This is a genomic window from Pseudomonas neuropathica, from assembly GCF_015461835.1.
Taxonomy (GTDB): domain Bacteria; phylum Pseudomonadota; class Gammaproteobacteria; order Pseudomonadales; family Pseudomonadaceae; genus Aquipseudomonas; species Aquipseudomonas neuropathica.
In genome coordinates, this window is record NZ_JACOPX010000006.1 from 297891 (window position 1) to 324461 (window position 26571).

31 protein-coding genes are annotated in these 26571 nt (G+C 59.2%); 17 read left to right on the top strand and 14 right to left on the bottom strand.

Features of this window, described 5'->3' with window-relative positions; translation table 11 throughout:
* Window positions 1–37 precede the first annotated feature (37 nt).
* Entirely contained in the window at window positions 38–922 is an 885-nt protein-coding gene (locus tag H8F23_RS10770) for a LysR substrate-binding domain-containing protein (protein ID WP_194934361.1), read from the top strand.
* 97 nt (window positions 923–1019) lie between these two features.
* Here H8F23_RS10770 and H8F23_RS10775 read toward each other — a convergent pair whose 3' ends face one another.
* Window positions 1020–2294, bottom strand: coding sequence for a glucarate dehydratase family protein (locus H8F23_RS10775; protein WP_194934362.1), 1275 nt, complete (start codon window positions 2292–2294; stop codon window positions 1020–1022).
* A 30-nt stretch (window positions 2295–2324) separates the two neighbouring features.
* Window positions 2325–3692 (bottom strand): MFS transporter, encoded by a 1368-nt coding sequence (locus H8F23_RS10780; RefSeq protein ID WP_194934363.1) that lies wholly within the window; start codon window positions 3690–3692, stop codon window positions 2325–2327.
* Window positions 3693–3811: 119 nt separating this feature from the next.
* On the opposite strand from H8F23_RS10780, the gene H8F23_RS10785 reads away from it, so the two are divergent.
* Complete coding sequence (locus H8F23_RS10785) at window positions 3812–4711, top strand: LysR substrate-binding domain-containing protein (protein WP_194934364.1); 900 nt, start codon at window positions 3812–3814, stop codon at window positions 4709–4711.
* 126 nt (window positions 4712–4837) lie between these two features.
* Here the strand turns inward: H8F23_RS10785 and H8F23_RS10790 are convergent, their stop codons facing one another.
* Window positions 4838–5443 (bottom strand): DUF6338 family protein, encoded by a 606-nt coding sequence (locus tag H8F23_RS10790; protein ID WP_194934365.1) that lies wholly within the window; start codon window positions 5441–5443, stop codon window positions 4838–4840.
* A 201-nt stretch (window positions 5444–5644) separates the two neighbouring features.
* Window positions 5645–5980: a hypothetical protein gene (locus H8F23_RS10795; RefSeq protein ID WP_186623575.1), complete on the bottom strand. Its 336-nt coding sequence runs from the start codon at window positions 5978–5980 to the stop codon at window positions 5645–5647.
* Between the two features lie 184 nt (window positions 5981–6164).
* Here H8F23_RS10795 and H8F23_RS10800 point away from each other — a divergent pair, with 184 nt between their 5' ends.
* The gene (locus tag H8F23_RS10800) at window positions 6165–6404 is read left to right on the top strand and encodes a hypothetical protein (protein WP_007910805.1); all 240 of its coding nucleotides are present in this window, start codon (window positions 6165–6167) and stop codon (window positions 6402–6404) included.
* A 60-nt stretch (window positions 6405–6464) separates the two neighbouring features.
* On the opposite strand, the gene H8F23_RS10805 is transcribed toward H8F23_RS10800, so the two are convergent.
* Window positions 6465–6662, bottom strand: coding sequence for a DUF2188 domain-containing protein (locus H8F23_RS10805; protein ID WP_194934366.1), 198 nt, complete (start codon window positions 6660–6662; stop codon window positions 6465–6467).
* 224 nt (window positions 6663–6886) lie between these two features.
* Here H8F23_RS10805 and H8F23_RS10810 point away from each other — a divergent pair, with 224 nt between their 5' ends.
* Window positions 6887–7249 (top strand): NUDIX hydrolase, encoded by a 363-nt coding sequence (locus H8F23_RS10810; RefSeq protein WP_194934367.1) that lies wholly within the window; start codon window positions 6887–6889, stop codon window positions 7247–7249.
* A 4-nt stretch (window positions 7250–7253) separates the two neighbouring features.
* Here H8F23_RS10810 and H8F23_RS10815 read toward each other — a convergent pair whose 3' ends face one another.
* From H8F23_RS10815 to H8F23_RS10825, 3 genes are all read right to left on the bottom strand, one after another.
* The gene (locus H8F23_RS10815) at window positions 7254–7496 is read right to left on the bottom strand and encodes a DUF1652 domain-containing protein (protein ID WP_093437383.1); all 243 of its coding nucleotides are present in this window, start codon (window positions 7494–7496) and stop codon (window positions 7254–7256) included.
* A gap of 109 nt (window positions 7497–7605) precedes the next feature.
* A complete protein-coding gene (locus H8F23_RS10820) occupies window positions 7606–8505 on the bottom strand; it encodes a polysaccharide deacetylase family protein (RefSeq protein ID WP_194934368.1) in 900 nt (299 codons plus the stop codon).
* Window positions 8506–8636: 131 nt separating this feature from the next.
* Window positions 8637–9584: an ABC transporter substrate-binding protein gene (locus H8F23_RS10825; protein ID WP_194934369.1), complete on the bottom strand. Its 948-nt coding sequence runs from the start codon at window positions 9582–9584 to the stop codon at window positions 8637–8639.
* 295 nt (window positions 9585–9879) lie between these two features.
* Here H8F23_RS10825 and H8F23_RS10830 point away from each other — a divergent pair, with 295 nt between their 5' ends.
* From H8F23_RS10830 to H8F23_RS10845, 4 genes are all read left to right on the top strand, one after another.
* Window positions 9880–10860, top strand: a complete 981-nt coding sequence (locus H8F23_RS10830; protein WP_194934370.1) for an aliphatic sulfonate ABC transporter substrate-binding protein — start codon at window positions 9880–9882, stop codon at window positions 10858–10860.
* 62 nt (window positions 10861–10922) lie between these two features.
* The gene (locus H8F23_RS10835) at window positions 10923–11765 is read left to right on the top strand and encodes an ABC transporter permease (protein WP_194934371.1); all 843 of its coding nucleotides are present in this window, start codon (window positions 10923–10925) and stop codon (window positions 11763–11765) included.
* Window positions 11766–11794: 29 nt separating this feature from the next.
* Window positions 11795–12475 (top strand): SOS response-associated peptidase, encoded by a 681-nt coding sequence (locus H8F23_RS10840; protein ID WP_194934372.1) that lies wholly within the window; start codon window positions 11795–11797, stop codon window positions 12473–12475.
* Between the two features lie 332 nt (window positions 12476–12807).
* Complete coding sequence (locus tag H8F23_RS10845) at window positions 12808–13080, top strand: hypothetical protein (RefSeq protein ID WP_194934373.1); 273 nt, start codon at window positions 12808–12810, stop codon at window positions 13078–13080.
* A 45-nt stretch (window positions 13081–13125) separates the two neighbouring features.
* On the opposite strand, the gene H8F23_RS10850 is transcribed toward H8F23_RS10845, so the two are convergent.
* From H8F23_RS10850 to H8F23_RS10860, 3 genes are all read right to left on the bottom strand, one after another.
* The gene (locus H8F23_RS10850) at window positions 13126–13272 is read right to left on the bottom strand and encodes a hypothetical protein (RefSeq protein WP_194934374.1); all 147 of its coding nucleotides are present in this window, start codon (window positions 13270–13272) and stop codon (window positions 13126–13128) included.
* 63 nt (window positions 13273–13335) lie between these two features.
* On the bottom strand, window positions 13336–13647 hold the full coding sequence (locus tag H8F23_RS10855) for an AzlD domain-containing protein (RefSeq protein WP_174244501.1): 312 nt from the start codon (window positions 13645–13647) through the stop codon (window positions 13336–13338).
* The gene (locus H8F23_RS10860) at window positions 13647–14345 is read right to left on the bottom strand and encodes an AzlC family ABC transporter permease (RefSeq protein ID WP_194934375.1); all 699 of its coding nucleotides are present in this window, start codon (window positions 14343–14345) and stop codon (window positions 13647–13649) included. Before H8F23_RS10860 ends, H8F23_RS10855 begins: the two co-directional genes overlap by 1 nt.
* Before the next feature lie 153 nt (window positions 14346–14498).
* Here H8F23_RS10860 and H8F23_RS10865 point away from each other — a divergent pair, with 153 nt between their 5' ends.
* Entirely contained in the window at window positions 14499–14873 is a 375-nt protein-coding gene (locus H8F23_RS10865) for a DUF2784 domain-containing protein (RefSeq protein ID WP_186623561.1), read from the top strand.
* On the opposite strand, the gene H8F23_RS10870 is transcribed toward H8F23_RS10865, so the two are convergent.
* A complete protein-coding gene (locus tag H8F23_RS10870; RefSeq protein ID WP_194934376.1) occupies window positions 14874–15398 on the bottom strand; it encodes a DUF3087 domain-containing protein in 525 nt (174 codons plus the stop codon).
* Window positions 15399–15621: 223 nt separating this feature from the next.
* On the opposite strand from H8F23_RS10870, the gene ppnN reads away from it, so the two are divergent.
* Complete coding sequence (gene ppnN, locus H8F23_RS10875) at window positions 15622–16995, top strand: nucleotide 5'-monophosphate nucleosidase PpnN (RefSeq protein WP_034152412.1); 1374 nt, start codon at window positions 15622–15624, stop codon at window positions 16993–16995.
* Between the two features lie 201 nt (window positions 16996–17196).
* Here the strand turns inward: ppnN and H8F23_RS10880 are convergent, their stop codons facing one another.
* Both H8F23_RS10880 and H8F23_RS10885 read right to left on the bottom strand, forming a co-directional pair.
* Window positions 17197–18591 carry an FAD/NAD(P)-binding protein gene (locus H8F23_RS10880; RefSeq protein WP_194934377.1) on the bottom strand — a complete coding sequence of 465 codons (1395 nt, stop codon included), beginning with the start codon at window positions 18589–18591 and terminating at the stop codon, window positions 17197–17199.
* Window positions 18592–19155, bottom strand: a complete 564-nt coding sequence (locus H8F23_RS10885; RefSeq protein ID WP_194934378.1) for a helix-turn-helix domain-containing protein — start codon at window positions 19153–19155, stop codon at window positions 18592–18594.
* Between the two features lie 85 nt (window positions 19156–19240).
* Here H8F23_RS10885 and H8F23_RS10890 point away from each other — a divergent pair, with 85 nt between their 5' ends.
* The 7 genes from H8F23_RS10890 (at window position 19241) to H8F23_RS10920 (ending at window position 26482) form a co-directional block, all read left to right on the top strand.
* The gene (locus H8F23_RS10890) at window positions 19241–20176 is read left to right on the top strand and encodes a DMT family transporter (RefSeq protein ID WP_194934379.1); all 936 of its coding nucleotides are present in this window, start codon (window positions 19241–19243) and stop codon (window positions 20174–20176) included.
* Window positions 20177–20424: 248 nt separating this feature from the next.
* Window positions 20425–23343 (top strand): monovalent cation/H+ antiporter subunit A, encoded by a 2919-nt coding sequence (locus H8F23_RS10895; protein WP_093437315.1) that lies wholly within the window; start codon window positions 20425–20427, stop codon window positions 23341–23343.
* Window positions 23343–23687: a Na+/H+ antiporter subunit C gene (locus tag H8F23_RS10900; RefSeq protein ID WP_007910763.1), complete on the top strand. Its 345-nt coding sequence runs from the start codon at window positions 23343–23345 to the stop codon at window positions 23685–23687. The genes H8F23_RS10895 and H8F23_RS10900 overlap by 1 nt, the downstream gene beginning before the upstream one ends.
* Window positions 23684–25363 carry a monovalent cation/H+ antiporter subunit D gene (locus H8F23_RS10905; protein ID WP_099758705.1) on the top strand — a complete coding sequence of 560 codons (1680 nt, stop codon included), beginning with the start codon at window positions 23684–23686 and terminating at the stop codon, window positions 25361–25363. The genes H8F23_RS10900 and H8F23_RS10905 overlap by 4 nt, the downstream gene beginning before the upstream one ends.
* On the top strand, window positions 25360–25848 hold the full coding sequence (locus tag H8F23_RS10910; protein ID WP_095050004.1) for a Na+/H+ antiporter subunit E: 489 nt from the start codon (window positions 25360–25362) through the stop codon (window positions 25846–25848). Before H8F23_RS10905 ends, H8F23_RS10910 begins: the two co-directional genes overlap by 4 nt.
* Complete coding sequence (locus H8F23_RS10915) at window positions 25845–26123, top strand: K+/H+ antiporter subunit F (RefSeq protein ID WP_007910754.1); 279 nt, start codon at window positions 25845–25847, stop codon at window positions 26121–26123. The genes H8F23_RS10910 and H8F23_RS10915 overlap by 4 nt, the downstream gene beginning before the upstream one ends.
* A complete protein-coding gene (locus H8F23_RS10920) occupies window positions 26120–26482 on the top strand; it encodes a Na+/H+ antiporter subunit G (protein WP_194934380.1) in 363 nt (120 codons plus the stop codon). The genes H8F23_RS10915 and H8F23_RS10920 overlap by 4 nt, the downstream gene beginning before the upstream one ends.
* Window positions 26483–26571: the final 89 nt, after the last annotated feature.

Here is a 26571-nt window from a genome sequence, read left to right on the forward strand (position 1 = left end):
AACCGTAAATTCGACCCGCTATTGATGACTTTTACGAATGAATCCGCGCACGCTTACCCCTTCCATGTCGTTATTGCTGGCCTTTGAGGCCGCCGCGCGCCATGAAAGCTACACCCGTGCTGCTCATGAATTGTCGCTGACGCAGAGCGCGGTCAGCCGTCAGGTACAGATTCTTGAGAAAATGCTCGGCATGCGCCTGTTCACGCGCGAAGGCCGACAAGTGGTGCTGACCGATGTCGGGCGCATGTATCAGCGCGAACTTGCTGAAGCACTCGGGCAGATTCGCAGCGCGACCTTGCAGGCCATGGCATTTGGTTCGGGCATTCACAGCTTGCGCCTGGCGACGCTGCCGACCTTCGGCTCGAAATGGTTGCTGCCACGGCTGAAGGATTTCTACACCGCGCATCCGGGCATGACCGTGCATTTGCATTCGCGGATCGAAGCAATCGACTTCGATACCAGCGAAATCGATGCGGCGATCTGTGTTGGCGGCGGGGACTGGCCGGGATTGACTGCCCTGCCCCTGCATACCGAAGAATTGGTAGTGATCGCCAGTGCGCAGTTGTCCGACGCCGAACGCGATGACGCCCAACAGCACATCGCCGGGCAACTGCTGCTCAATGTCAGCAGCAATGCTCAGGCCTGGGCGGAGTGGTTCAGTCATCACGGCTTGCCGCACCGCAGCATGCGCATCGGCCCGAGTTTTGAAATGACCTCGCACTTGATTCAAGCGGTGCGGGCGAATATCGGTGTGGGCTTGGTGCCGCGGATTCTGGTTGAGGATGAGTTGTTGAGTGGTGAGCTGTTGCAACTGGGTGAACCAATTACCAGTCGCCGCAGCTATTACCTGGTGTATCCGCCGCGCAATGAGAATTTGCCATCGCTGAAAGCGTTTCGGGATTGGCTGCTAGAAACGTTGTAACCGTGAGGACGCCAATCGCGAGCAGGCTCACTCCTACAGTTGGAATGCGTTTCCCTGTAGGAGTGAGCCTGCTCGCGATGGCGTCAATTCAGACACCTCAAAATCTCGGCTTGATCGCCCTCCAATCCGGCTTGTAGCGCTGCATCTGCCGCACATCATCGCGCTGACGAATCCCGCACGTCAGGTACTGATCATGCAGCTTGCCCAACTGCTCATGATCCAGCTCCAGCCCAAGCCCCGGCGCGCGAGTGATCTTCACGCAGCCATCGACAATCGGCAGTTTGCCACCCTTGATCACTTCCTCATCCGGCTCCTGCCACGGGTAATGGGTGTCGCAGGCGTAATCCAGATTCGGCACGGCCGCCGCCACATGTGCCATCGCCATCAGGCTGATACCCAGGTGTGAATTGGAATGCATCGACACACCGAGACCGAACACATCGCACATCTTCGCCAGCGTCTGCGTGTCGCGCAGGCCGCCCCAGTAATGGTGATCGGCAAGCACGATCTGCACGCTGTTCTGCGCGACGCTGCGGCGAAATTCGTCGAAGTCGGTAACCACCATATTGGTCGCCAGCGGCAGTCCAATGCGCTTGTGCAGTTCGGCCATGCCGTCAAGGCCAGGGGTTGGATCTTCGTAATACTGCAAATCATCGCCAAGCAATTCGGCCATACGAATAGACGTTTCCAGCGACCAGTTGCCGTTCGGATCGATGCGCAACGGGTAACCGGGAAAAGCCTTTTTCAACGCTTTGATGCACGCCACCTCATGCTCCGGCGGCAAGGTGCCGGCCTTGAGCTTGATGCTCTTGAAACCGTACGCCTCGATCATCCGCGCGGCTTGCGCGACGATCTGCTGCTCGCTGAGCGCCTCGCCCCAGTTGTCCGGTTTGTAGGGTGAATCGACATGCTGCGCATACTTGAAGAACAGGTAAGCGCTGAACGGCACTTCATCGCGAATCGCACCGCCGAGCAGATCCACCAGCGGCACATTGAGGTAATGCGCCTGCAAATCGAGAAACGCCACTTCGAACGCCGAATAGGCATTGCTCACTGCTTTACTGGCGTGGGAACCGGGCGCCAGTTCGGCACCCGCAATGCTTGCAGGTTTGTTCGCGGCAACGGTGGCCTGCACGATGGCGCGCAACTGGTTGAGGTTGAACGGATCGAGGCCGATCAGTTGCCCCTGCAATTGCTGCTGGATCGCCAGCGCCGGGGCATCGCCATAACTTTCGCCGAGGCCGATGTAGCCGTTGTCGCTTTCGATCTCGATGATCGAGCGCAAGGCGAAGGGTTCATGAATGCCGCTGGCGTTGAGCAGCGGCGGATCACGGAAGGCAATCGGGGTCACAGTCACGCGGGTGATTTTCAAGATAACGCTCCTGACAGATCAACAATCAATTCAATGGCTCGCGGCCGGTCTGGCCGTCGCGACAACGGCGGTCTCGTCATGGGGCTTTGCCGGAGTTTTACCCTTGGCCCCCGGGGCCGTGCGAGCAAAGAAGATCACCACTGCAGCGACCAGTGACGTCGCCGCCAGGCCATAAATACCGCCCTCGATGGAGCCGGTGGTTTCTTCGAGGATGCCGAACGCCGTCGGCGCAACGAAGCCGCCGAGGTTGCCGATGGAGTTGATCAGGGCGATCACCGCAGCGGCGATACGCGCATCCAGATAGCTTTGCGGAATTGGCCAGAACAGTGCCGAAGCAGCCTTGAAGCCAATGGCCGCAAAGCAGATCGCGACGAAGGCGAAGATCGGCCCGCCGGTGGTCGACATGAACATGCCGATCGCCGCGATCACCAGCGTCAGCGCGACCCAGGCTTGCTGGAATTTCCACTTGCCGGCCATCGCCGCAAAACCGTACATAGCAACAATCGAAATGATCCACGGAATCGAATTGAGCAGGCCGACCTGGAAGTCGCCGAGATTGCCCATCTTCTTGATCATGCTCGGCAGCCAGAATGTCGCGCCGTAAATGGTCAGGGCAATGGAGAAGTAGATGAAACAGAACAGCGCAATCTGCCGATCCGCCAGCAGCTTGAACATCGACGGTTTGGCCACTTGCACCGCCTCACGAGCACGCTGCTCTTCGGCAATTGCTGCCACCAGCGCTTCGCGTTCCTCTTCGCTCAGCCACTTGGCCTGACGCGGATGCGATTGCAGCCAGAACCAGACAAATGCGCAGAGCACCACCGATGCGGCACCCTCGATCAAGAACATCCACTGCCATCCATGCAAACCCAGGCCACTGATGTGCAGCAACGCACCGGACACCGGGCCGGAGATCACCGAGGCAATCGCCGAACCGCTGAGAAACACCGCCATGGTCTTGCCGCGCTCGGAGGCTGGCAGCCATTGGGTGAAGTAATAAATGATCCCCGGAAAGAACCCTGCCTCGGCCGCGCCGAGAATAAAGCGCAGCACATAGAAACTGGTTTCACCTCTAACGAACGCCATGGCCATGGCGGCCGCGCCCCAGGTGAACATGATCCGCGTCAGCCAGACCCGCGCGCCGTAACGCTGCAGAAGCATGTTGGACGGCACTTCGAACAGCGCGTAGCCAACGAAGAACAAACCGGCACCGAGGCCGTAAGCCGCCGCACCGATGCCCAGATCGGTTTCCATGTGGCTGCGCACGAAACCGATGTTGACCCGATCGATGTAGTTGACGATGAACATCACCACGAACAGCGGTAGCACGTGGCGCTTGACCTTGGCTGCGGCACGGGCAAGCACCGTGACGTCCAGCGGACTCTGGAGATTTTTCAAGGGGCGACTCCCGATCTTGTTTTTTTAGGGATGGCGTAAAGCGATGGGCCGATCATGGACGGCGATCATTGATCCCGTCTAATCTAACTTGGCATTCGATTGATACCTGGATTAGATCAATGTTCGAACTGACTCAACTGCGCTGCTTCACCACGGTCGCCACTGAACTCAACTTCCGCCGCGCCGCCGAGCGACTGAACATGACGCAGCCGCCGCTGAGCCGGCAGATTCAATTGCTCGAGCATCATCTCGGCGTCGAACTGTTTACCCGCAGCACTCGTAGCGTCGCGCTAACGGCTGCCGGTCGGGCGTTCTTCGTCGAAGCACAGAACCTGCTGGAGCGCGCACAGCAAGCAGCCGTCACTGCCCGACGGTTCGCAGAGGGCGACATCGGTACGGTGAACATCAGTTTTGTCGGCAGCGCGGTGTATGAGTTTTTGCCCAAGGTGATTGCCGAGGCACGCCTGAAACAACCGCAGGTGAAAATCGATCTGTCGGAGATGAACACTTACCAGCAACACGAAGCCCTGCGCGCGCGACGCATCGATTTGGGCATCGCCCGTGCGCCGCTATTGGAGCCTGGCTACGCGACTGAATGCCTGGTGCGTGAACCGTTTGTACTGGCGGTGCCGAGCGGACACCCATTGGCGTCGGCGGCTGAAGTGGCGGTCAGTGATCTGGATAAACAACCGTTCCTGATGTACTCCCATGCCGCGTATCCGCCATTCAACGAATTGCTCACCGGAATGCTGCGCTCAGCTCGGGTCGCGCCGGATTACGTGCAGTGGCTGGGTTCATCACTGACGATTCTGGCACTGGTGAATGCGGGCATGGGCCTGGCGTTGGTACCGCGCTGCGCCACCAGTGTGGTGTTCAAGAATGTGGTGTTTCGCGATATCGATCTGGGCGAAGGCGTGCAGAGCGAGCTGCATCTGATCTGGCGGGAGAACAACGACAACCCGGCGTTCGCGATGTTGCTGGAAGCAATTCGCCGGGCGGTGGCTGAGGGTTGGGGCTGAAGAAATACTAGTTCTTCAGAGGTGGTGGAGCACTGGGTGCCTTGGGCTGCGCATTTGCCACTGGCTTGCCATCTTTCGTGTAGCGACGCGCTACCCATTCCGGCATTGGTTGCGGTGCTCTGGCTGTCATAAAGAAACCTCCGATTTCGGGCCGAATTCGACCCACTTGACCTTCCCGGAATCTATCAGCAAAAACTCAGCGCCAAAAGGCACTTCTGCCCCTTCGGCATCCAGCCAACAGGGATTTTGCATGACGAACTGGCCACTGCTGGACTCCGGCGGCCACTCCACCGGCCAGCCAAAAACGCGCCTTTCATCGTTCAAATGTAGCGTGACCAGACGATGATGTTGGGCAAAAACGCTGAACCATTCGCTGGGGTAGGAAGTTTGTTTCGTGACATTTCGACTGCGTAACCAGCCATGCAATTTGTCATTCGTGGCCAGGTAGCAGGAAAGCAACCCGAGCGTCACCGACACAACGAATGCCCATATCGTTTCGGCCTTGGCATCCCAACGTCCTACAGAAAAACCTTTCGAACCCACCCACAAACACAGAGAGCCAATCCCCAAAACCGCGCCCTGAATCACAAACGTAAAAATCAGCGCCTGCACAATCTGCCCAAACGTATCGGGTCGTTTGAAAGCCGTCAGCGAATAAAAAATCCACGCCGACAAAAAACCGGGAATCAAGTACTGCAACAGCGGAATAACTTCTTTGACCAGATCATCCATGATCCGTGGCTCCTTGAAAGACCGGTCGATCTGACTATCGACCGGCCCGTAAAAGCCTAGTGCACACGGAGAAAACCCTTCTTGCGCAACTGTCACCGTTCATTTCACCAATCAGATCCACACCTTTCAGCCTCCAGGCAGCCAAAAAAAAAACAGAAACCTACGATACGGCTTCTGCTTTTTTTGTCTCGGCGGGCGTCGTTACAGGCAGTCACGCACCGATTGGCGCAACGACCCGGACTTGGCCCACGGCGGCCCCTGATACAACGAAACCCGGCTGCCATCCTTGTACTTGACGATGTCGAGAATCTCGTCGGCAGTGATGATGCTTGGCGCCGTGATGCGGTAGCCGTTGGAAATCGATGTCTGCGAAGTCTTGGCCACATCCTTCTGCCACAACGGTAATAAACACGCAGCATAGTCCTTGGGCGACTTGGCGCTGGTTTTGCTGATATTCGGCTCACCCGGCACCAGCGATGCCGGCAACGAGCAACCTGCCAACAGGGTCAGCGCCAGACTCCCGATCCATATCCGCATGGTGTATTCCTGATCTGAAAAAAGTGAATGTAGCGTGTAAGCGGCGCTACATCCATCGTGGTACCGCGCCCTTGGCGCAATCTGCACAACTTTTCACAACCGTTCAGCGTGCTGACGAACAGGCTTTGCCCATCGACGAAAAATGCGACTACTCTTTTCTACCGAGAATGTTCTGGAGGTGATCATGCGGCTCAATGAATACGAACACGAACTTCAACGCGACCTGCAAAGCGTTGCATCGGACTTGAGATGGTCGGCGGTCGACCTCAAACGTATCGCAGAACAACTGCGCAAATCCGGCAACGAGGCAGATGCGCAAAGCGTGCTGAGATCCTGTGAGGTGCTGCAAAGCGATGAAGAACGGCTGCAACTCTATGCCCGGGAAGTGAAAGCCCGCGCCATCAGCCGGACCAAGGTCCACTGAGACCACCCTCCCCTAAAACAGAAGCCCCGACACAGGCCGGGGCTTTTTCGTTACAGCCAGTCAGTGAGTTCTGTGACTTTGCGCGCGCGCCGAGCGTTTTTTGTAGCCAGGCAACGCAGCAGCATAGGCCAGTGCTTCCTCTCGGCTGCCAAACGACGCCAGCCGATCGCCTTGGGTGCAAACCCGCCATGGGCCATTGTTCACGCTAAGCACGTCATAGCCGTTCATGTGCATCTTGATCAACATCGGCATGCTCATGGACACCTCCATTTTCGCTAACGGTCAGATCCAGCTTCACGCTTTTACCTTACACCCTGATCCGCCCGAAATGCCGACCGGGTGTCGCAAGCCGCGACCATCATGGCGCGGGCACTTTACGCTGCAGCCAACGCTCCAAATCCAAATGAAACCTTTGATGCTAGCTTCGGCTCAAATATTGCAGTTTTATTACTCTTTCGTGACAAGCAGTAAACAGGTAACAAATGAAAATACGCGCAACCGTTATATGCGAACAGGATCGCCACGTTCTCCTGGTACGCAAACCCCGCTGCCGCTGGACATTGCCCGGCGGCAAGGTCGAGCCCGGCGAAACCCGAGCGCAGGCTGCCGTACGTGAACTGCAAGAAGAAACCGGCCTGGACGCCGACGATGTGTTGTATTTAATGGAATTGCAGAGCGGCAGCACACAGCATCATGTCTACGAGGTCTCCGTGCTGGACTTCGAGCAAGTGCGGCCGCAGAACGAGATCATTGATTGCATCTGGCATCCGCTGGACGCAGTGCGCAATCTGCACACCAGTGAGGCGACATTGCGCATTGTTGAAGCGTTTCAACGACGTTTATGAGGCGTTAACCAGCAAAGGCCCGGCGACCGGCGCTCATTTCGGTGCGTAACTCACCGATGAAGTTGGAAATGTCACGGATCGTGACGAGGTGTTCCGGGGAAACGCCAGTGAGCAGCAGTTCGACACGCCCGCTGTCCGGCTCATAAACCTTGATTTGCAGCAGTCCCTGCGCACTCGGAATGCAGTCGCACTTGAACGCAGGGAAGCCGGATTCGACAATCCGGCAAATATCGTCAATGGCAAGCATGAGTGCACGCCTCGCAGGCGTTGGTCGGTCGACTCGTTGAGCATAGATGAGCCATTTGTGGCTTGCCCGATACAAAATGCCAACCCGATCACAACAATCCACCCCGCCCTCAGTGTGCGTCGTGATCCCAGATCCAGTTCCACATCCCCGGCAAATTTACCGGCTCCGAACTTTTTTCCACCGTACGAGCCAATGCCGCTTTCTCAAGTTCAGCGTGATCATCATAGAAAGGCTTGTCCGCCAGCTTCACGCCCGTGGCAGCGGCGCTGTCGAGCAGAATCTGCAGGTATTCGCGCGTGTGCCGCGCGGTATAGCGATTCAGATCATGAAACGTCACTACTACCGGAATCACCCCGTCAACGGTCGGAAATTCGCCAAGGGCAATCCGTTCACGAACTTCTGATAATTGTCGCAGCATGTTTGCCCGACGCCTCGGGCTGGCATTGAAGCCCCAGATCTTGCCATCGTTGGCACTTAAATCCGTGAGCAACACATGCAAACCATGCTGTTGATAAGCGGCAAAGGTACGTTTGTCGTAATTCCAGAACGGCGGGCGCAGCAACTTCGGCGGCGCGCCAGTGATGGCAGCGATATCAGCCGTGCCGTTGGTCAGCGATTCTTCGAGTGCTTGCGGATCGAGCAAGCGATGATTGGTGTGCCAGTGAGTGGCCGTATGAAACGCCAGTATGTGGCCCTCCTCATACTCACGCCGCATGATGCCGCGACCGATGTCACTGTTGCCCGCTCGCGGTGCGCGCGTCTGCACGAAGAACACCGCTTTGATATTCGGCATCAGCGAATTGTCCTTGAGGCTGTCGAGCACCGTCGCCGACGGATTCCAGAAACTGGATGCGCTGGGGCCGTCATCGAACGTCAACAGGAAGCGCACCGGTGCCTGGGCTTTAAGGCGCGTTTCGGTTTGCGCGGTCATTTCTATCGGGGCGGCGATACAACCGGCCAGCCCGAGGGCGATGAGCGCTGCACAGAGAAGCTTGAATCCGGATGTCATGTTTTGCCTTGAGCACGGCGGCTGCCGTCATGTTGTCGATTGGCAAAACTCCCTCGCCCTTATCCATCCTTGCGCCCCGATCTGCGAGCGGAGGTTGGATAAGGTACACAGGGTTTGGTTCCGGCGCTCGCTCAGTGAGCCAATGCCTGTTGAAAGGACGTGTCAATAATGCCGGCAGTGGCTAACGGAGCCGGCAGCGCTTTCACTTTGAACAGGAAATCGGCAGTACTTTGCAAATCCGTCGCCGCTTGTGTGTCAACGGGGCCGACCGTCATGTGCGCCTGACGCAACCAGTGGCGCGACACCTGCTGATCGAGATTGGCTTTCTTTGCCCATAGATCAGCGTATTCGTCCGTGTGGCTATCGACCCAGGCCCGCGCCTGCTTCAAGCGCCCGAGAAAATCCGCGATGGCTGCACGTTTGCTGTCGATGGACGGTGTCGACGCCGCGATAGCACTGAGGCCCGGCATCAGATTCTTGGCGGTCAGGATCGGTCGCGCGCCGGAGAACACGATCTGCTGGGAAATGTACGGCTCCCATACCGGGAAAGCGTCGATGCTGCCCTGTGGAAGGGCTGCGGCGGCATCGATCGGCATTAGCTTGACGAAATCGACGTAGTTTTCCGGCAGACCGCCCTGCTCCAGTGCGCGCAAGGTCAATTGCTGGCTCCAGGCACCGGGCCAGTAGGCGACTTTCTTGCCTTTCAGATCGGCGATGGTTTTTACCGGCGAGTCCTTCGGCACGAGTAACGCGATGGTGTCCGGATTCTGCCGCGATACGCCAATCAGTTTCACCGGCGCCTGCTTGGCAGCCAGAAACAGAAAACCGGAATCGCCCAAAAAGCCCAGATCCAGTGAACCGGTTTGCAAGGCTTCCGCCAAGGGTGCAGCGGCCTGGAAGTGCTTCCAATCGACGGTATAAGGCGCGCCTTTCAACACGCCGGAGGCCTCCACCGAGGCACGGATGTTGTAGTAGTTCTGATCGCCGACATGCAGGACCAAGGACTCGGCAGCGTAGGAAAGTGGCGACGTAAACAGCGCAGCGCTCAGCGCACCGCGTAGGAACCGAGAAAGCTTCATGGCGAGTCCTGCAAAGGGAAATTGCATAGACCATAACGCTCTTTATTCTTGGTTTTTAAATTCGATTAATGCATAAGCTCATCACGGTCGATTCCTACTGTTGGTGTAGCAACAGCAGCAAACCACAGTGTTGCCCCATCAACAGGAGAAATCTCCCAATACGTGTTTAAACCCTTATAAACCGGGACTTTCAAGCACATGGCACAGAGCCTGCAATATTCCATTCATGCAGGAAGCATTCGATAAAAATATCTTTTTGGACATAAGAAACCTGTGCCTTTGCCGGAGCGCCCCCATGACATTGTTCTTTCCCCGACTCAAAACCCTGCTGGCGGCCAGCGCCATGGTGCTGAGCCTGCAACCGCTCGTCCACGCCGCGGAAACGGCGCCAGCAGAAGTGCATCTCGACTACGCCTATTACTCGCCAGTCAGCCTGGTGCTCAAGCACTTCGGCTTCCTCGAAAAGGCCTTGCCGCAAACCAAAGTCAGTTGGGTACTGAGCCAGGGCAGCAACCGCTCACTGGAATACCTCAACAGTGGGGGCGTGGACTTCGCTTCCAGCGCCAGCCTTGCTGCGGTGCTGAGCCGTGCCAATGGCAGCCCGATCAGATCCGTCTACGTCTATAGCCGCGCCGAATGGACAGCCTTGGTCGTACGCAAGGATTCGCCGTACCAGAGCGTCGCCGACCTCAGGGGTAAAAAGATCGCCGCCACCAAAGGCACCGACCCTTATCTGTTTACCCTGCGCAGTCTGCAGCAGGCCGGGCTGAAAAAAGATGAGGTGGAACTGGTCCACCTGCAGCATCCGGATGGCCGCACGGCGCTGGAAAAAGGCGATGTCGACGCCTGGGCCGGCCTCGATCCGCACATGGCCGCCAGTCAGGTTCAGGCCGGCTCGCGCCTGCTCTACCGCAACCCGGCGTTCAACAGCTACGGCGTGGTCAGCGTCACTGAGCAATACGCCAAAGAACATCCGCAGACTATCGAAACCGTGATCAAAGCTTACGAACAGGCCCGCGACTGGGCGCTGAAAAATCCTGATGAGTTCGCCGCCCTTCTCGCCAAGGAGTCCGGCTTGCCGCTGGACGTAGCCAAGCTGCAACTATCGCGCACCGACCTGAGTAGCCCGCAGCTGACCCAACAGGACATCAGCGCCTCCAAGGCTGCGGCGCCGATTCTGGTCTCCGAGGAACTGGTGCGCCGTGGAGTGAATGTCGATCAAGTCATCGACCAACTGCTCGACAGCGGTGTACAGCAAGCCGTCGCCCGCCAGTAACCGATCAGCCTCAGGACAAATCCGCGCCCGTCGCGGATTTGTTGTGAGCGGAGCCAAAAACCATGACCACTCACAGCAAAGACTTGCCCGCGCCACTTGCCGTTCCGCGCCAGCGTCCTGCGCGTTTAAATCCGACATGGCAGCGCCGCTGCAAGGGCCTGGCCCTGCCGCTGCTGATCATCGTTGCGCTGGAAATTATCGTACGCATCGGGTGGCTGCCGTCCTACCAGATGCCGGCACCGAGCGAGATTGCCCTGACCCTCACCGACCTCGCTGAGGGTGCGCTGTGGAAACACATCGGCGCCAGCCTGATCCGCGTGCTGCTGGGCTTTGCCATTGGCGCCAGTCTGGGGCTGGCGTTTGCCGCCTGGGTCGGTTTGAGCCGCGAAGCCGAGGCTTATCTGGAACCGACTTTCGCTGCCTTGCGTTCAATCCCGAGCCTGGCCTGGGTGCCGCTGCTGTTGTTGTGGCTGGGCATCGACGAGACCTCGAAAATTGTCTTGATCGCCATTGGCGCGTTCTTTCCGGTGTACGTCAACGTCGTCGCGGCCATACGCAACATTGACCGCAAACTGGTGGAAGTCGGCCGCATCTACGGCTTTAGCCGCTTGCAACTGGTAAGGCGGATTTTGCTGCCGGCCGCCCTGCCCGGCCTGTTCACCGGGCTACGCAGTGGCATGAGTCTGGCGTGGATGTTTCTGGTGGCGGCGGAACTGATCGCCGCCACCAAAGGTTTGGGGTATCTGCTCACTGACGGCCGGGAAACTTCGCGACCGGACATCGTGCTGGCCGCAATCATCGTGCTCGCCTTGCTCGGTAAACTCAGCGATGGCTTGCTGGCCGTGCTCGAACGCCGCTGGTTGAACTGGCGTGACACATTCACCGGCCAAGGCGCCAGCGACTAAGCTGAAATCTCCAACCGGAGATTCAGCCGATGTGCGGAAGACTCTCGCAGTACCGTGGCATTCACGACTTCGTCGCGGTGCTGAGCATTCCCGACGCGTTGATCAATCACGTTGGTGATGCGCCGCTTGATCGCTATAACGCGGCGCCGACCACCGCGCTGGCCGTCCTGCACCAACAAGGGCAACAGCTGCAGGCCGACAATCTGCGCTGGGGCTGGCGCCCGCACTGGGCCAAGGATCGCCCACCACCGATCAATGCCCGGGTCGAGAAAGTCGCCCATGGCCCGTTCTTCCGGACGATCTGGCGACATCGCTTGATTGTGCCCGTGGACAACTGGTTTGAATGGGTCGACACCGAAGACAAAACCCGACAACCGTGGCTGATTCGTCGGGCGGATCATGGGGCGGTTTTCTGCGCTGCCATCGGCCAATTTCCGACAGCCGAAACACCGGCCCGGGACGACGACGGTTTCGTGATCATCACCGCCGATGCTATGGGGGGCATGCTCGATATCCATGATCGCCGACCGGTGGTGTTCCGCGCAGAGTTGGTGCGCGAATGGCTCGACCCCGCAACCCCCGTTGAGCGCGCCGAGCAAATGCTGTTGTTCGAAGGTGAAGGCAGTGAGGTGTTCGAATGGTACAAAGTCGGCAAAGCGGTCGGTAACGCACGCAATCAGGGGGCCAGTTTGATTATTGAGCAGACTTAAACATTTGCCGACTTCACGCGTCTATCAATGTAGGAGCTGCAGAAGGCTGCGATCTTTTGACGCAGCGTTAGAAGAATAAAACTATTGCAACCTTCAGCGACTCATAAAGGCGAATCACTGCCGTTACAAACTCTGTTTCATCTTTGAAACGCTGCAAATAAAACACACGTTCGAGTGAACAAACCGCCTGTCTGACATTTCAACCGTCATACATACATTTAGATGCACTACGGCTAGCATGCGCGCCGCCTTTCCGATTGGTATACCAGTTGACCAAAGAGTCAACAAACCAGGAATCCCCATAACGTCTACAAGCCTTGCAGAGAAATAAGTTGCGCGACGATTTTGCAATCAAACAGGTCGGCGGCCTGGAGTGTATTTATCTGTCCATGACAGAACGCTTTGAACTCGACTGTTTTATCGGCCACTACATCAAGACCCGAAACCTGCGTGCCGTTCCCGATATCGAACGCATCCTGCGCACCACCCTCGAAGGGTATCCCGGCCACGCGCCGGTGATGGTCAACGAGCTGAACGCATGGATCGACCGAACATTGGGATATCGGGCTTCACACCCCGATTTCACGCAGCTGGACGATCTCTGAACCCAAAAAAAGCCCCGCATGTGCGGGGCTTTTTCGTAAAAATCTTCAAAACTTGCGGTCTGGATCTGAAAGCTCTGTGGATTCATCGCGCTTCCAGGTCTGTTCGTTGTGTTTCTCCCGCTCTATTTCTTCTTGCGTCGGTTCATCCGTGTCTTGGTCATCCGTCTCTGGCTGCTTTGGCTCAGTCGTCATGTACACCTCCCGTCATCAGTTACCCGTCATCCTTGAAGCGTAGAACAGTTTCAAACGCACAACTTACAACCACCACCGCAGCAAAAAAAAGAACGCCATGCTCAACAACATACTGAGCAAAGTACTGCGCGTGTAAATCACCAGAGCAATCGCCACCAGCGAACTAAGCAGGTACGGATTGTCCCACTGCAGATTCAGCTGTTTGTCCGGCATGAAGACAATCGGCCCGCAGATCGCGGTGAGCATCCCCGGTACTGCAAAACCGAGAAACTGCCGCGCATTGCTACTCAAGCGCACCGGCAAACGCGGTTCAAGAAACACGTAGCGATTGAGAAACACCAGAATCCCCATGCCGAAAATCACCGCCCAAACCATCATGTGCGCTCCCGATACAGCTTGTTGCAGATAAACCCTGCCGTCATCCCGGCCAGACCGGACAACACCAGCGCCGAGCCCCATTGCCAGTAACTGAACAACACCGAACAAAACAGCGACACCGCCACGCAGACCACCGTCGGCACGTTGCGCACTACCGGCGTGATCAACGCGATAAACGTGGCGGCAATCGAGAAGTCCAGCCCCAGGTGCTCAAGCCCCGGGATACTGCTGCCAAGAACGATCCCGGCCAGGGTGAACAGATTCCACGCGATGTAAAACGTCAGGCCGACACCCAGCGCATACCAGCGGTTGAACTGCTGGCGATCATGTTGACTGGTCAGTGCAAACAACTCGTCGGTGAGCAAAAAGCCCAGCCCGATGCGCCAGCGCCCCGGCAGTGGCGAAATCACCGAACGCATGCTCATGCCGTACAGCAAGTGCTGTGAAGTCAGCAGCAGCGTGGTCAACAGAATCGAAAAAATCCCCGCGCCGCCCTTGAGCATGCCGATCGCGACCAATTGCGCCGCGCCGGCAAACACAATGCTCGACAAGCCCTGCCCTTGCAGCGGTGTGAGGTTGGCCTCGATCGCCATGGAGCCAGCCAGTAATCCCCAAGGCGCGGTGGCCAGAGACAACGGCATGATCGCGATAGCGCCGCGAAGGAACGCACTGCGCGGCATAAGTGAGTCAGACATATCGCTCTTCAACAGTGGAAACAGCAGCAGACTCTGCCAGCAAATCCCCTTGTCCGGCTTGAACAATCTTGCGCAATTGCGCTAAATCGCGCCGACTGTGGACGGCCATCGGCGTACCATGTGAGCCATTCACAAATGCGTCAGGGAGACGACATGCTGTACCGAATCGCAGCCGACGGGCTGGTGCTGTTTCATTTGTCCTTCATTCTGTTTGTGCTGTTTGGCGGGCTGCTGGTCCTCAAATGGCCGCGTCTGATGTGGCTGCATTTACCGGCTGCGGCCTGGGGCGTGGCGGTCGAGGTGCTGCACCTGACCTGCCCGCTGACCTACTGGGAAAACCTCATGCGCCACGCGGCCGGGCAGACTGAATACGCCGGCGGCTTCATCGAGCATTACATCTGGCCGATCATCTACCCCGCCGGGCTCACCCCGCAGATTCAACTGGCGCTCGGCAGCGTGGTACTGGCGATCAACCTGCTGGTGTATGGCCGTTTAATCCGCTCATGGAAACTGCGTCGAGCCGTGTGATCAACGCGAAGTCTTCAAGGCTTCCAGCCAGACCGGATCCAGGCGCGTCTGCTCGGTATCGAGTCCCAGCGCCTGCATCCGCGCCTTGTGCGTTTCAACTTCCCGCCACAGTTGCCCGTGATCGCTGGAGTTGCCGTCCAGTTCGTGCATTTGCGTCAAGCCGAGATGGTAAAAGCGCAGAACCTTCATGGCCGTCGGATCATTCTGCTCCACGGCTGCAGTTACCTGATGCATGACGTTGGTGATGCTCATCAGATTGCGCTTGAGCCGCCAGCTGTATACCGCTGGCGCCATCCAGCTCTGATTCCAGAAGCGCCCGCGCAGTAACGCTGCGGTCAGCAGAAACGCCACAAACACGCCGCCGACATTGAAGCGCAGGTTATCGCCGCCAGGCTCGCCGAACAGCGCCACCGCCACGCTGGAAAACAACATCGCCAGCACCAGGAACAGCACGGCGATGATGATCGTGCTGCGGCGGGTCTGCTGGCGAAAAGTGGCGGCATCCATCGGCTGAATCTCGAACATCACAAATGACTTCCTTGAGCGACAAAAGGGCTAACTGAAAAAACCGGCCGGCGCATTATCGCCTCTACCGCGGATTTAGCTATGCTGGGGCTCCTTTTCATCTTTTCAGCGTCCAACGGGGACATGGCGGTACAGCGCAGATCGTGCCATCTTCATTCATGGATACACACTATTCGGATGCCATCGCCTAGTCTTGAGATGACATCGTTTTAAGGATCATTGCATGACCCAACGACACGTAATCAATGCCTCGGTCAGCCCGAAAGGCAGCCTGGAAACCCTTTCTCAACGTGAAGTTCAGCAACTGAGCGAAGCCGGATCCGGCAGCACCTACACCCTCTTCCGCCAGTGCGCCCTGGCCATCCTCAACACCGGCGCCCATGTCGATAACGCCAAGACCATCCTCGAAGCCTACAAGGACTTCGAAATCCGCATTCACCAACAGGATCGCGGCGTACGCCTGGAGCTGCTGAACGCTCCGGCCGACGCCTTCGTTGACGGCGAAATGATCGCCAGCACCCGCGAAATGCTCTTCAGTGCCCTGCGCGACATCGTCTACACCGAAAACGAACTCGACAGCCAACGCATCGACCTGAGCACCTCGCAAGGCATCAGCGACTACGTTTTCCACCTGCTGCGCAACGCGCGCACCCTGCGCCCGGGCGTCGAGCCGAAGATCGTCGTGTGCTGGGGCGGTCATTCGATCAACACGGAAGAATACAAATACACCAAGAAAGTCGGCCACGAACTGGGCCTGCGCAGCCTTGACATCTGCACCGGCTGCGGCCCCGGCGTGATGAAAGGCCCGATGAAAGGCGCGACCATTGCCCACGCCAAACAGCGTATTCATGGCGGTCGTTACCTGGGTTTGACCGAGCCGGGCATCATTGCTGCCGAAGCGCCGAACCCGATCGTCAACGAGCTGGTGATCCTGCCGGACATCGAGAAACGTCTGGAAGCCTTCGTGCGGGTTGGCCACGGCATCATCATCTTCCCGGGCGGCGCCGGTACGGCTGAAGAGTTCCTCTATCTGTTGGGCATCCTGATGCACCCGGACAACAAGGGGCTGCCGTTCCCGGTGATCCTCACCGGGCCGAAACATGCCGCGCCGTATCTGGAACAACTCGACGCCTTCGTCACTGCGACCTTGGGCGAAGCGGCCAAGCAGCACTACGAAATCATCATCGACGACCCGGCCGAAGTGGCGCGGCAGATGACTCAGGGCTTGAAAGCGGTGAAGCAGTTCCGCCGCGAGCGTAACGATGCGTTCCACTTCAACTGGCTGCTGAAAATCGACGAAGGCTTCCAGCGCCCGTTCGATCCGACCCACGAAAACATGGCCAACCTCAAACTGCACCGCGACCAGCCACCGCACGAACTCGCGGCCAACCTGCGACGGGCGTTCTCGGGCATCGTCGCCGGTAACGTCAAGGACAAGGGCATCCGCCTGATCGAAGAACACGGGCCGTACCAGATCCGTGGTGACGCGGCGATCATGCAACCGCTCGATGCGCTGCTCAAAGCCTTCGTCGCCCAGCACCGGATGAAACTGCCGGGCGGCGCGGCGTATGTGCCGTGTTATCGAGTGGTGGCGTAACGCTTTTGGTTACCACGCAACAAATGTAGGCCTTCGCCTGCTCGCGATAGCGGTACGTCAGTCGCTGTGGATGTCGACTGACCCACCGCTTTCGCGAGCAAGCTCGCTCCCCCCGGTTCTGTGGCGTGGCACAAATGGTATTTGCAACCTGAATCCCCTGTGGGAGCGAGCTTGCTCGCGAAGGGGCCCGATAGAACAACCTCAACCCGCCAAACGCGCAGCCAGCGCCTTGGCCTGCAACGCCACATCCGTCACCGCCGTACTCTCCCACCACATCCCGCGCAATGGCGGCCCCATGGCAAACAACCGGCCAGCCGCGCGCCCCTCGGCATCCAGCACCGCGCCATCCACGGCCGCTGCGATTCCCAACGCCAACGGCCCCGGCTGCACCAAACCCCGCGCCAACACTTGCTGCGGCAACGGTCGTGCGACGCGGCGCCAGTCGTATTCGATGCCACTGGAATTAATCAGTGCAGCGCCCTGCACTACGCAAGTTCCAGACTCACCGCGACGCCGAATACAAATGCTGACGCCACCTTGCGGACTCGGCACAAGCCCTTTGAACGAAGCCGCCTGAATCCGCAACCGCCCTTCTGCGTGCAACCGTTCAACCAGCGCCGCGCTCAACGGCGGCGAACGGTGATGGTGGCTCTCCCACCACGGCCGCACATGGCGTACGAATTGTCGACGCTGCGTGTCAGTCGCCTGGCTCCATAAGCGGGCGATGTGCACGCGAACCGTGTCCAGCGGCGCCTGCCAATCGATGCCTTGTGCAATGGCTGCCTGGCATTGCCGACGCAATTCGCGCAACAGCTGCCGAGGCGTACGCAGGCTGTGATCGTCGCCAAGAAAGTCCGCCCAGGCTGGCGGTTGTCGGCGCACATGGGGCAACAAACCATGGCGGGAAAACACTTCTATCGGCCCGCGATGCCCGGCTTGCTCCAGCGACACCACGGCATCGACCATGGTCAGGCCGGAGCCGATGATCAGCACGGTCGATTGCGGGTCGAGCTGGCGCATGGCCGCGACATCCCACGGATCGAGCGCTGCGGCGTTGAGGCCGCTGGAGGTTGTCTGCGGAGTTCGCGCGGCCGGGAACATTCCAGTCGCCAGGACCGCGTAGCCACCGCGCAGTGCCTGACCATTGCTCAGTGTGAGCTGCACCGAATCGGCCTCGACCTGCAGGTCGACGACTTCCGCGCGAAGGTGTTCAACGCTTGAGCCATTTCTCGCACCGACAAGGCGCGCTTCGGCCAGGCGCTGCTGCACATAGACCCCGAACAATCCACGCGGCGGAAACAGTTCACTGATCGGCACCTTCTGCTCGGCAGACTCCGGCCAGCCGCCAGCGGTAATGTGCTCGGTGAGCCACTGCGTCAGATCATCGGGATTATCCGGATCAACGCTCATGCGCGCGGCGTTGCCGTTGAGCGTGTGACCCAACTCGACCGCGCTATAGGCCTCGCCTCGACCGATTTCGGCACGCGGTTCGATAATCAGGACATGGCGCCGGCCCGGCAGACGCAACAATTGCACGGCCAGCATCGCGCCGCTGAGGCCGCCGCCGATAATCAGGATGTCTGCACGCTGATTCATTCAAATCACCACATTACGAACAAACCGCGCCGGCACATCGCCATCGTTGCGATAGGAGTGCGGCTGGTTACTGGCAAACATGAAAAACTCACCTGTACCGATGTGCTGCGGCTGGTCGCCGAGCATCAGGGTCAGGCAACCCGCAAAGACGAAAATCTGCTCGCTCCAGCCCTCGGCATCGGCTTGCGAGGGGTAGACCTCGCCCGGTTGCAGGCACCATTCCCACTGCTCGACTTCGCGCGTCGCCGTGGCTTTGGAGAGCAGCACGGCTTTACTGCCCGGGTGGGTGCCCGCCCAGGCCACCTCGTTGATGCGGCTCGGATCACGGGCATCCGGCGCCTGGATCAGATCGCTGAACGCGACATCGAGCGCTTCGGCGACGCGATCAAGGGTGGTCAGGCTGACATTCTTCTCGCCCGCCTCAATCGCCACCAGCATTCGCCGACTGACACCGGACTTTTCTGCCAGCGCGGTCTGACTCAGGTCGGCGGCATGCCGCAGACGCCGGACGTTCTGGCTGACGTGTTGCAGGACGGAGGCCCGTTGCATTGAATCTTTGTGCACTATATTGCTCACTCGGTGAGGTTGGGCAGTATACTGCGCAACGTTGGGCGCATTGTGCGGCCTCCTTTTTATAGTGCGCAAGGTCATGACGTCGCAGAACAGCTCCCCCACTCCCCTCCGTTTCTCTCGTTTCAGCAAAGCCGAGTGCGTGCTGGTGCTGATTACCATGGTCTGGGGCGGCACGTTCCTGCTGGTACAGCACGCGATGACGGTCAGCGGCCCGATGTTTTTCGTCGGCCTGCGTTTTGCGGCAGCGGCTTGTATCGTTGCGCTGTTCTCATGGCGTCATCTACGCGAACTGACCCTGTTCGAACTCAAGGCCGGCGCCTTTATTGGCGTGGCGATCATGCTTGGTTACGGTTTGCAGACGGTCGGGCTACAAACCATTCCGAGTAGTCAGTCGGCGTTCATTACCGCGTTGTATGTGCCGTTCGTGCCGTTGCTGCAATGGCTGGTGCTCGGGCGTCGTCCGGGCTTGATGCCGAGTATTGGCATCATGTTGGCGTTCGCCGGTTTGATGCTGCTGTCGGGGCCGTCCGGGGCTGAGCTGAATTTCAGTCCAGGTGAAATCGCCACATTGATCAGTGCGATCGCGATTGCCGCCGAAATCATTTTGATCAGTACCTACGCCGGCCAGGTGGATGTGCGTCGGGTCACCGTGGTGCAACTGGCCACGACTTCGGTGTTGTCGTTCCTGCTGGTGGTGCCGACTGGCGAATTGTTACCGGACTTTTCCTGGACCCTGCTGGTGACTGCGCTGGGGTTGGGCGCGGCGAGTGCGGCGATTCAGGTGGCGATGAACTGGGCGCAGAAAAGTGTTTCGCCAACCCGGGCGACGTTGATCTATGCCGGTGAGCCGGTATGGGCCGGGATTGTCGGGCGAATTGCTGGCGAGCGCTTGCCGGCGATTGCGCTGGTGGGCGCGGGGTTGATTGTCGCGGCGGTGATTGTCAGTGAGTTGAAGACCAAGGGGAAGGTTGCAGAAGCCGAAGCAGAGCTGGAGCAGGAAACCCAAGGTTAATCTGCAATATCTTTAGTGCCTGGACTATAGCTATCGCGAGCAGGCTCACTCCTACACTTGAAATGCGTTCCCCCCTGTAGGAATGAGCCTGCTCGCGATGAGGCCATTCCAAGCAACATCGATCTACCTGAAACAATGCCAAACAGAAAATTCCGGACTACTTTGTAGGATTCTGAGACATCCTGGCGTTTGGTGATCGGGGAGCTGGCACGTATGATGCTTCACAAACTTCCGCAGATTAGAAGCCTATGTCCCTGATAGTTCTACTGCTTCTGCCATTCATTGGCAGCTGTCTGGCAGCGGTGCTGCCTCACAACGCGCGTAATACCGAATCCCTGTTGGCAGGTCTGGTCGCTTTGATCGGCACCGTCCAGGTCGCGATGTTGTACCCGCAAATTGCCCACGGCGGCGTAATCCGCGAAGAATTCATGTGGCTGCCCAGCCTCGGTCTGAACTTCGTCCTGCGCATGGACGGCTTCGCCTGGCTGTTTTCGATGCTGGTACTCGGCATCGGCACGCTCGTTTCTCTCTATGCCCGTTATTACATGTCGCCGGACGATCCGGTGCCGCGCTTCTTCGCGTTTTTTCTGGCGTTCATGGGCGCGATGCTCGGTCTGGTCATCTCCGGCAATCTGATTCAGATCGTGTTTTTCTGGGAGCTGACCAGCCTCTTCTCGTTCCTGCTGATCGGCTACTGGCACCACCGCGCCGACGCCCGTCGCGGCGCTTATATGGCGTTGATGGTCACCGGTGCCGGCGGGTTATGCCTGCTGGCGGGGGTCATGATTCTCGGCCATGTCGTCGGCAGCTATGACCTCGACAAGGTCCTGGCCGCCGGCGACATGATTCGCGCACATTCCCTCTACCCTATCCTCCTTCCCCTTATTCTCATTGGCGCCCTCAGCAAAAGTGCGCAGTTCCCTTTCCACTTCTGGCTGCCCCACGCAATGGCGGCGCCGACACCGGTTTCGGCCTATCTGCATTCGGCCACCATGGTCAAGGCCGGGGTTTTCCTGCTTGCGCGCCTGTGGCCGTCGCTGTCCGGCAGCGAAGAATGGTTCTACATCGTCAGCGGCGCTGGTGCGTGTACGCTGTTGCTCGGCGCCTATTGCGCGATGTTCCAGAACGACCTCAAAGGCCTGCTGGCTTACTCGACCATCAGCCACCTCGGCCTGATCACGCTGTTGTTGGGTCTCAATAGTCCGTTGGCCGCTGTAGCGGCGGTATTCCACATCCTCAATCACGCGACATTCAAAGCCTCGCTGTTCATGGCCGCGGGCATCATCGACCATGAAAGCGGTACTCGCGATATCCGCAAACTCAGCGGCCTGATCAAACTGATTCCCTTCACAGCGACGCTGGCCATGGTTGCCAGCGCCTCGATGGCAGGTGTGCCGCTGCTTAACGGTTTCCTGTCGAAAGAAATGTTCTTCGCCGAAACCGTGTTCATCAATGCCACGGCCTGGGTCGAAGCGGCGCTGCCGATTGTCGCGACCATCGCCGGTACATTCAGCGTTGCCTACTCGTTGCGCTTCACCGTCGATGTGTTCTTCGGCCCACCGGCCACCGACCTGCCGCACACACCGCACGAGCCGCCGCGCTGGATGCGCGCGCCAGTGGAGCTGCTGGTATTCACCTGCTTGCTGGTGGGGATTTTCCCGGCGCAGATCGTCGGTCCATTGCTTGCGGCGGCGGCATTGCCAGTGGTTGGCGGCACACTGCCGGAATACAGCCTGGCGATCTGGCACGGTCTGAACGCACCGATGATCATGAGCCTGATCGCCATGTCCGGCGGCATCATCGTCTATCTGTTACTGCGCAATCAGCTCAAGCGCGGACGTTTCAAATATCCGCCACTGGTGGGCCGCTTCAACGGCAAGCGCCTGTTCGAGCGCAGCCTCGTGGTGATGATGCGCCTGGCCCGACGCCTGGAGCGGCGACTCGGCACCAAGCGTCTGCAGATGCAATTGTTCCTGATGGTATTGGCGGCGGTGCTCGCCGGTCTGATCCCGATGTTGCACAGCAGCCTGAGCTGGGGCGACCGGCCGAAAATTCCCGGTTCGATCGTCTTCGTGACCCTGTGGTTGCTGGCCATCGCCTGCGCCCTCGGCGCCGCGTGGCAAGCCAAGTATCACCGTCTCGCCGCCCTGACCATGGTCAGCGTCTGCGGGTTGATGACCTGCGTGACCTTCGTCTGGTTCTCCGCACCGGATCTGGCCCTGACGCAACTGGCAGTGGAAGTGGTCACCACCGTACTGATTCTGCTCGGCCTGCGCTGGTTACCACGACGCATCGAAGAAGTCTCGCCACTGCCGAGCAGCCTGCGCAAAGCACGCATTCGCCGCCTGCGCGACTTGCTATTGTCGATTGCCGTCGGCGGTGGCATGGCGCTGCTGTCCTACGCAATGCTGACGCGGCAAACGCCGAACGACATCTCCTCGTTCTACCTCAGCCGCGCCATGCCCGAGGGCGGTGGCAGCAACGTGGTCAACGTGATGCTGGTGGATTTCCGTGGCTTCGACACCCTTGGCGAAATCACCGTACTGGTCGCCGTGGCGCTGACCGTGTTCGCCCTGCTGCGACGCTTCCGCCCACCGAAAGAAAGCCTGCAATTGCCAGCCCAGCAACGCCTGCTCGCGCCCGACGTGGTCACCGACCTGGTCAACCCGCGTTCCGCCAGCGATACCGCGCTCGGCTTCATGATGGTGCCGGCAGTCCTGGTGCGTCTGCTGCTGCCGATTGCGCTGGTGGTGTCGTTCTACCTGTTCATGCGCGGGCACAACCAGCCGGGTGGCGGTTTCGTCGCGGGCCTGGTGATGTCGGTGGCGTTCATCCTGCAATACATGGTCGCCGGCACCCAGTGGGTCGAGGCGCAAATGAGCCTGCGGCCGTTGCGCTGGATGGGCACCGGATTGCTATTCGCCACCGCTACAGGTCTGGGCGCGATGCTGGTCGGTTATCCGTTCCTGACCACGCACACCTGGCATTTCAGCTTGCCAGTGCTGGGTGACATCCATGTCGCCAGTGCGCTGTTCTTCGACATTGGCGTGTACGGCGTGGTGGTCGGTTCGACGCTGTTGATCCTCACCGCCCTCGCCCACCAATCGGTGCGGGGTCACAAGACCGCATCGCTGCCCAAGTCCGTCGCCAGCAAAGGAGCCGTCTGATGGAAGAAGTCATCGCAATCGCCATCGGCGTGCTCGCCGCCTCCGGCGTCTGGCTGATCCTGCGGCCACGGACGTTCCAGGTGGTCATGGGCCTGTGCCTGCTGTCGTATGGCGTCAACCTGTTCATCTTCAGCATGGGCAGCCTGTTCATCGGCAAGGAGCCGGTGATCAAGGATGGCGTTACCCAGGACTTGTTGCACTACACCGACCCGCTGCCACAGGCACTGGTACTCACCGCGATCGTCATCAGTTTCGCCATGACCGCGCTGTTCCTCGTCGTGCTCCTCGCTTCACGCGGTTTGACCGGCACCGACCACGTTGACGGCCGGGAGCCTAAGGAATGATGGCGATGACTCACCTGATCGCCGCACCGATCCTGCTACCGCTGCTGACCGCCGCCATCATGCTGATGCTCGGTGAACGGCACCGGCCGCTGAAGGCGAAAATCAACCTGTTCTCCAGCCTCGTCGGCCTGTTCATTTCGGTGATGCTGCTGCACTGGACGCAAACCACCGGCGTGCCCGGTTCCATTGGCGTTTACCTGCCGGGCAACTGGCAGGCGCCGTTCGGCATCGTGCTGGTGGTCGATCGACTGTCGGCGCTGATGCTGGTGCTGACCGGAATCATCGGTGTCAGCGCCCTGCTGTTTGCCATGGCCCGTTGGGACGGCGCCGGTTCAAGCTTCCACGCGCTGTTCCAGATCCAGTTGATGGGCCTGTACGGCGCGTTCCTGACGGCGGACCTGTTCAACCTGTTCGTATTCTTCGAAGTCTTGCTCGCCGCGTCTTATGGCCTGTTGCTGCACGGCTCGGGTCGGGCACGGGTGTCGTCAGGGTTGCATTACATCTCGATCAACCTGCTTGCCTCGTCGCTGTTTCTGATTGGCGCGGCCCTGATCTACGGTGTCACCGGCACGCTGAATATGGCCGATCTGGCGCTGAAGATTCCACTGGTGCCGGAAGCCGACCGTGGCCTGCTGCACGCCGGTGCGGGGATTCTCGCCGTCGCGTTCCTGGCCAAGGCCGGCATGTGGCCGCTGAACTTCTGGCTCGTACCCGCCTATTCTTCCGCCAGTGCACCGGTGGCGGCGATGTTCGCGATCATGACCAAGGTCGGCGTGTACACGTTGCTACGCCTGTGGACGTTGCTGTTTTCCGGGCAGGCCGGAGCCTCGGCGTTCTTTGGTGGCGACTGGCTGATCTACGGCGGCATGGCGACCATGGCCTGCGCGGCACTGGCGATTCTCGCTGCACAACGACTGGAACGCATGGCCAGCCTGAGCATTCTGGTGTCGGCGGGAATTCTGCTGTCCGCCGTCGGTTTCGCCCAGCCGAACCTGATCGGCGCAGCGCTGTTCTATCTGGTCAGCTCGACTCTGGCGTTGAGTGCGCTGTTCCTGCTGGCCGAGTTGATCGAACGCTCGCGCTCGGCCAACGAGATCCCGCTCGAAGACGAAAGCGAACTGCTGCCACGTCCACAGGAATCCCTGCAACCACCCAAAGGCATCAACCTCGATGACGAGCAGAAAGCCGTGGTCGGCCAGGTTATCCCGTGGACCATGGCGTTTCTCGGCCTGAGCTTCATCGCCTGCGCTTTGCTGATTATCGGCATGCCGCCGCTGTCCGGATTTATCGGCAAACTCAGCCTGATCGGCGCCTTGCTCAACCCGCTCGGCCTGGGCACTGGCGCGCCGATATCCAACGCGGCCTGGGCGTTGCTGGCGTTGCTGATCCTCACCGGGCTGACGTCGTTGATGGCGTTCTCGCGCCTCGGCATCCAGCGCTTCTGGACGCCCGAAGAGCGGCCGTCACCACTGCTGCGCAAACTCGAATGCGCGCCGATCTTCCTGTTGTTGGGGCTGAGCATCGTCCTGACTTTCAAGGCTGAACCCCTGTTGCGTTACACCCAGGCCACCGCTGAGGCACTGAACAATCCGCAGCAATACGTGATGGCGGTGCTCGGTACCCGCGCCGTACCGAGTCCGGAAGCCAAATCGGCGATGCTGGAGGTGCAGCCATGAAGCGCGTGTTTCCTGCACCGCTGTTGTCGCTGGCGCTGTGCGCCCTGTGGCTGACCCTGAACCTGTCGATCAGCCCGGGCAATCTGCTGCTCGGCGCAATATTGGGTTTTGCTGCGCCGTTGATGATGCGCAAACTGCGTCCGAAACAGGTACGCATTCGCCGTCCGGGAACGATTCTGCGTCTGTTCCTGCTCGTCGGTCGTGACGTGGTGATGTCCAACCTGATCGTCGCGTGGGGCGTGCTCAACGCCGGTCGCCGCCCTCCGCGCTCGGGTTTTGTCAAAGTCCCGCTGGACCTGCGCGATGCTCACGGCCTCGCAACCCTGGCGATGATCTGCACGGTGGTGCCCGGCACGGTATGGTCAGAGCTGGCGCTGGATCGCAGCATTCTGTTGTTGCACGTCTGGGATCTGGATGACGAAGCGCAGTTCATCGAGCACTTCAAGAGCACCTACGAGCGGCCGCTGATGGAGATTTTCGAATGAGCCCATTACTGTCGAACGCGATCCTGCTGACGCTGTTCCTGTTCTCGCTGGCGATGGTGCTGACCCTGGTGCGCCTGTTCAAAGGCCCGTCGGCGCAGGATCGGGTACTGGCGCTGGACTACCTGTACATCGTCGCGATGCTGATGATGTTGACCCTGGGCATTCGGTATTCCAGTGACACTTACTTCGAAGCGGCGCTGCTGATTGCGCTGTTCGGCTTCGTCGGCTCGTTTGCCCTGGCGAAATTCCTGCTGCGTGGCGAGGTGATCGAATGAATGCTGAATTGTCGCTATGGGTCGAGATTCCGGTGGCGATCCTGCTGGTGCTCAGCGGGCTTTTTGCGCTGATCGGCGCGATCGGGTTATTGCGCATGAAGGATTTCTTCCAGCGCATGCATCCGCCGGCACTGGCTTCGACGCTAGGCGCATGGTGTGTGGCGCTGGCGTCGATCATCTGTTTTTCGGCGCTGAAGTCCGGGCCGGTCATACATGCCTGGCTGATTCCGGTTTTGCTGGCGATTACTGTCCCGGTGACTACTTTGCTGCTGGCGCGGGCGGCGTTGTTCCGCAAGCGTATGGCTGGGGATGATGTGCCGGCAGAGGTCAGTAGCCGCCGTACCGAGAGTGGTAGCTGAAGATTTGTAGGGGCTGATATGACGCCATCGCGAGCAGGCTCACTCCTACAGGGGAACGCATTCCAAATGTAGGCCTTCGCCTGCTCGCG

Coding starts and splice junctions, on each gene's coding strand:
- ppnN (WP_034152412.1), top strand. CDS start 15,622: ATGACCCAACGACACGTAATCAATGCCTCGGTCAGCCCGAAAGGCAGC.
- H8F23_RS10790 (WP_194934365.1), bottom strand. CDS start 5,443: ATGGATGATCTGGTCAAAGAAGTTATTCCGCTGTTGCAGTACTTGATT.
- H8F23_RS10895 (WP_093437315.1), top strand. CDS start 20,425: ATGTCCCTGATAGTTCTACTGCTTCTGCCATTCATTGGCAGCTGTCTG.
- H8F23_RS10910 (WP_095050004.1), top strand. CDS start 25,360: ATGAAGCGCGTGTTTCCTGCACCGCTGTTGTCGCTGGCGCTGTGCGCC.
- H8F23_RS10785 (WP_194934364.1), top strand. CDS start 3,812: ATGTTCGAACTGACTCAACTGCGCTGCTTCACCACGGTCGCCACTGAA.
- H8F23_RS10770 (WP_194934361.1), top strand. CDS start 38: ATGAATCCGCGCACGCTTACCCCTTCCATGTCGTTATTGCTGGCCTTT.
- H8F23_RS10820 (WP_194934368.1), bottom strand. CDS start 8,505: ATGACATCCGGATTCAAGCTTCTCTGTGCAGCGCTCATCGCCCTCGGG.
- H8F23_RS10860 (WP_194934375.1), bottom strand. CDS start 14,345: ATGTCTGACTCACTTATGCCGCGCAGTGCGTTCCTTCGCGGCGCTATC.
- H8F23_RS10900 (WP_007910763.1), top strand. CDS start 23,343: ATGGAAGAAGTCATCGCAATCGCCATCGGCGTGCTCGCCGCCTCCGGC.
- H8F23_RS10870 (WP_194934376.1), bottom strand. CDS start 15,398: ATGTTCGAGATTCAGCCGATGGATGCCGCCACTTTTCGCCAGCAGACC.
- H8F23_RS10915 (WP_007910754.1), top strand. CDS start 25,845: ATGAGCCCATTACTGTCGAACGCGATCCTGCTGACGCTGTTCCTGTTC.
- H8F23_RS10855 (WP_174244501.1), bottom strand. CDS start 13,647: ATGGTTTGGGCGGTGATTTTCGGCATGGGGATTCTGGTGTTTCTCAAT.
- H8F23_RS10805 (WP_194934366.1), bottom strand. CDS start 6,662: ATGAGCATGCCGATGTTGATCAAGATGCACATGAACGGCTATGACGTG.
- H8F23_RS10905 (WP_099758705.1), top strand. CDS start 23,684: ATGATGGCGATGACTCACCTGATCGCCGCACCGATCCTGCTACCGCTG.
- H8F23_RS10880 (WP_194934377.1), bottom strand. CDS start 18,591: ATGAATCAGCGTGCAGACATCCTGATTATCGGCGGCGGCCTCAGCGGC.
- H8F23_RS10795 (WP_186623575.1), bottom strand. CDS start 5,980: ATGCGGATATGGATCGGGAGTCTGGCGCTGACCCTGTTGGCAGGTTGC.
- H8F23_RS10825 (WP_194934369.1), bottom strand. CDS start 9,584: ATGAAGCTTTCTCGGTTCCTACGCGGTGCGCTGAGCGCTGCGCTGTTT.
- H8F23_RS10810 (WP_194934367.1), top strand. CDS start 6,887: ATGAAAATACGCGCAACCGTTATATGCGAACAGGATCGCCACGTTCTC.
- H8F23_RS10865 (WP_186623561.1), top strand. CDS start 14,499: ATGCTGTACCGAATCGCAGCCGACGGGCTGGTGCTGTTTCATTTGTCC.
- H8F23_RS10840 (WP_194934372.1), top strand. CDS start 11,795: ATGTGCGGAAGACTCTCGCAGTACCGTGGCATTCACGACTTCGTCGCG.
- H8F23_RS10850 (WP_194934374.1), bottom strand. CDS start 13,272: ATGACGACTGAGCCAAAGCAGCCAGAGACGGATGACCAAGACACGGAT.
- H8F23_RS10890 (WP_194934379.1), top strand. CDS start 19,241: ATGACGTCGCAGAACAGCTCCCCCACTCCCCTCCGTTTCTCTCGTTTC.
- H8F23_RS10800 (WP_007910805.1), top strand. CDS start 6,165: ATGCGGCTCAATGAATACGAACACGAACTTCAACGCGACCTGCAAAGC.
- H8F23_RS10830 (WP_194934370.1), top strand. CDS start 9,880: ATGACATTGTTCTTTCCCCGACTCAAAACCCTGCTGGCGGCCAGCGCC.
- H8F23_RS10815 (WP_093437383.1), bottom strand. CDS start 7,496: ATGCTTGCCATTGACGATATTTGCCGGATTGTCGAATCCGGCTTCCCT.
- H8F23_RS10835 (WP_194934371.1), top strand. CDS start 10,923: ATGACCACTCACAGCAAAGACTTGCCCGCGCCACTTGCCGTTCCGCGC.
- H8F23_RS10920 (WP_194934380.1), top strand. CDS start 26,120: ATGAATGCTGAATTGTCGCTATGGGTCGAGATTCCGGTGGCGATCCTG.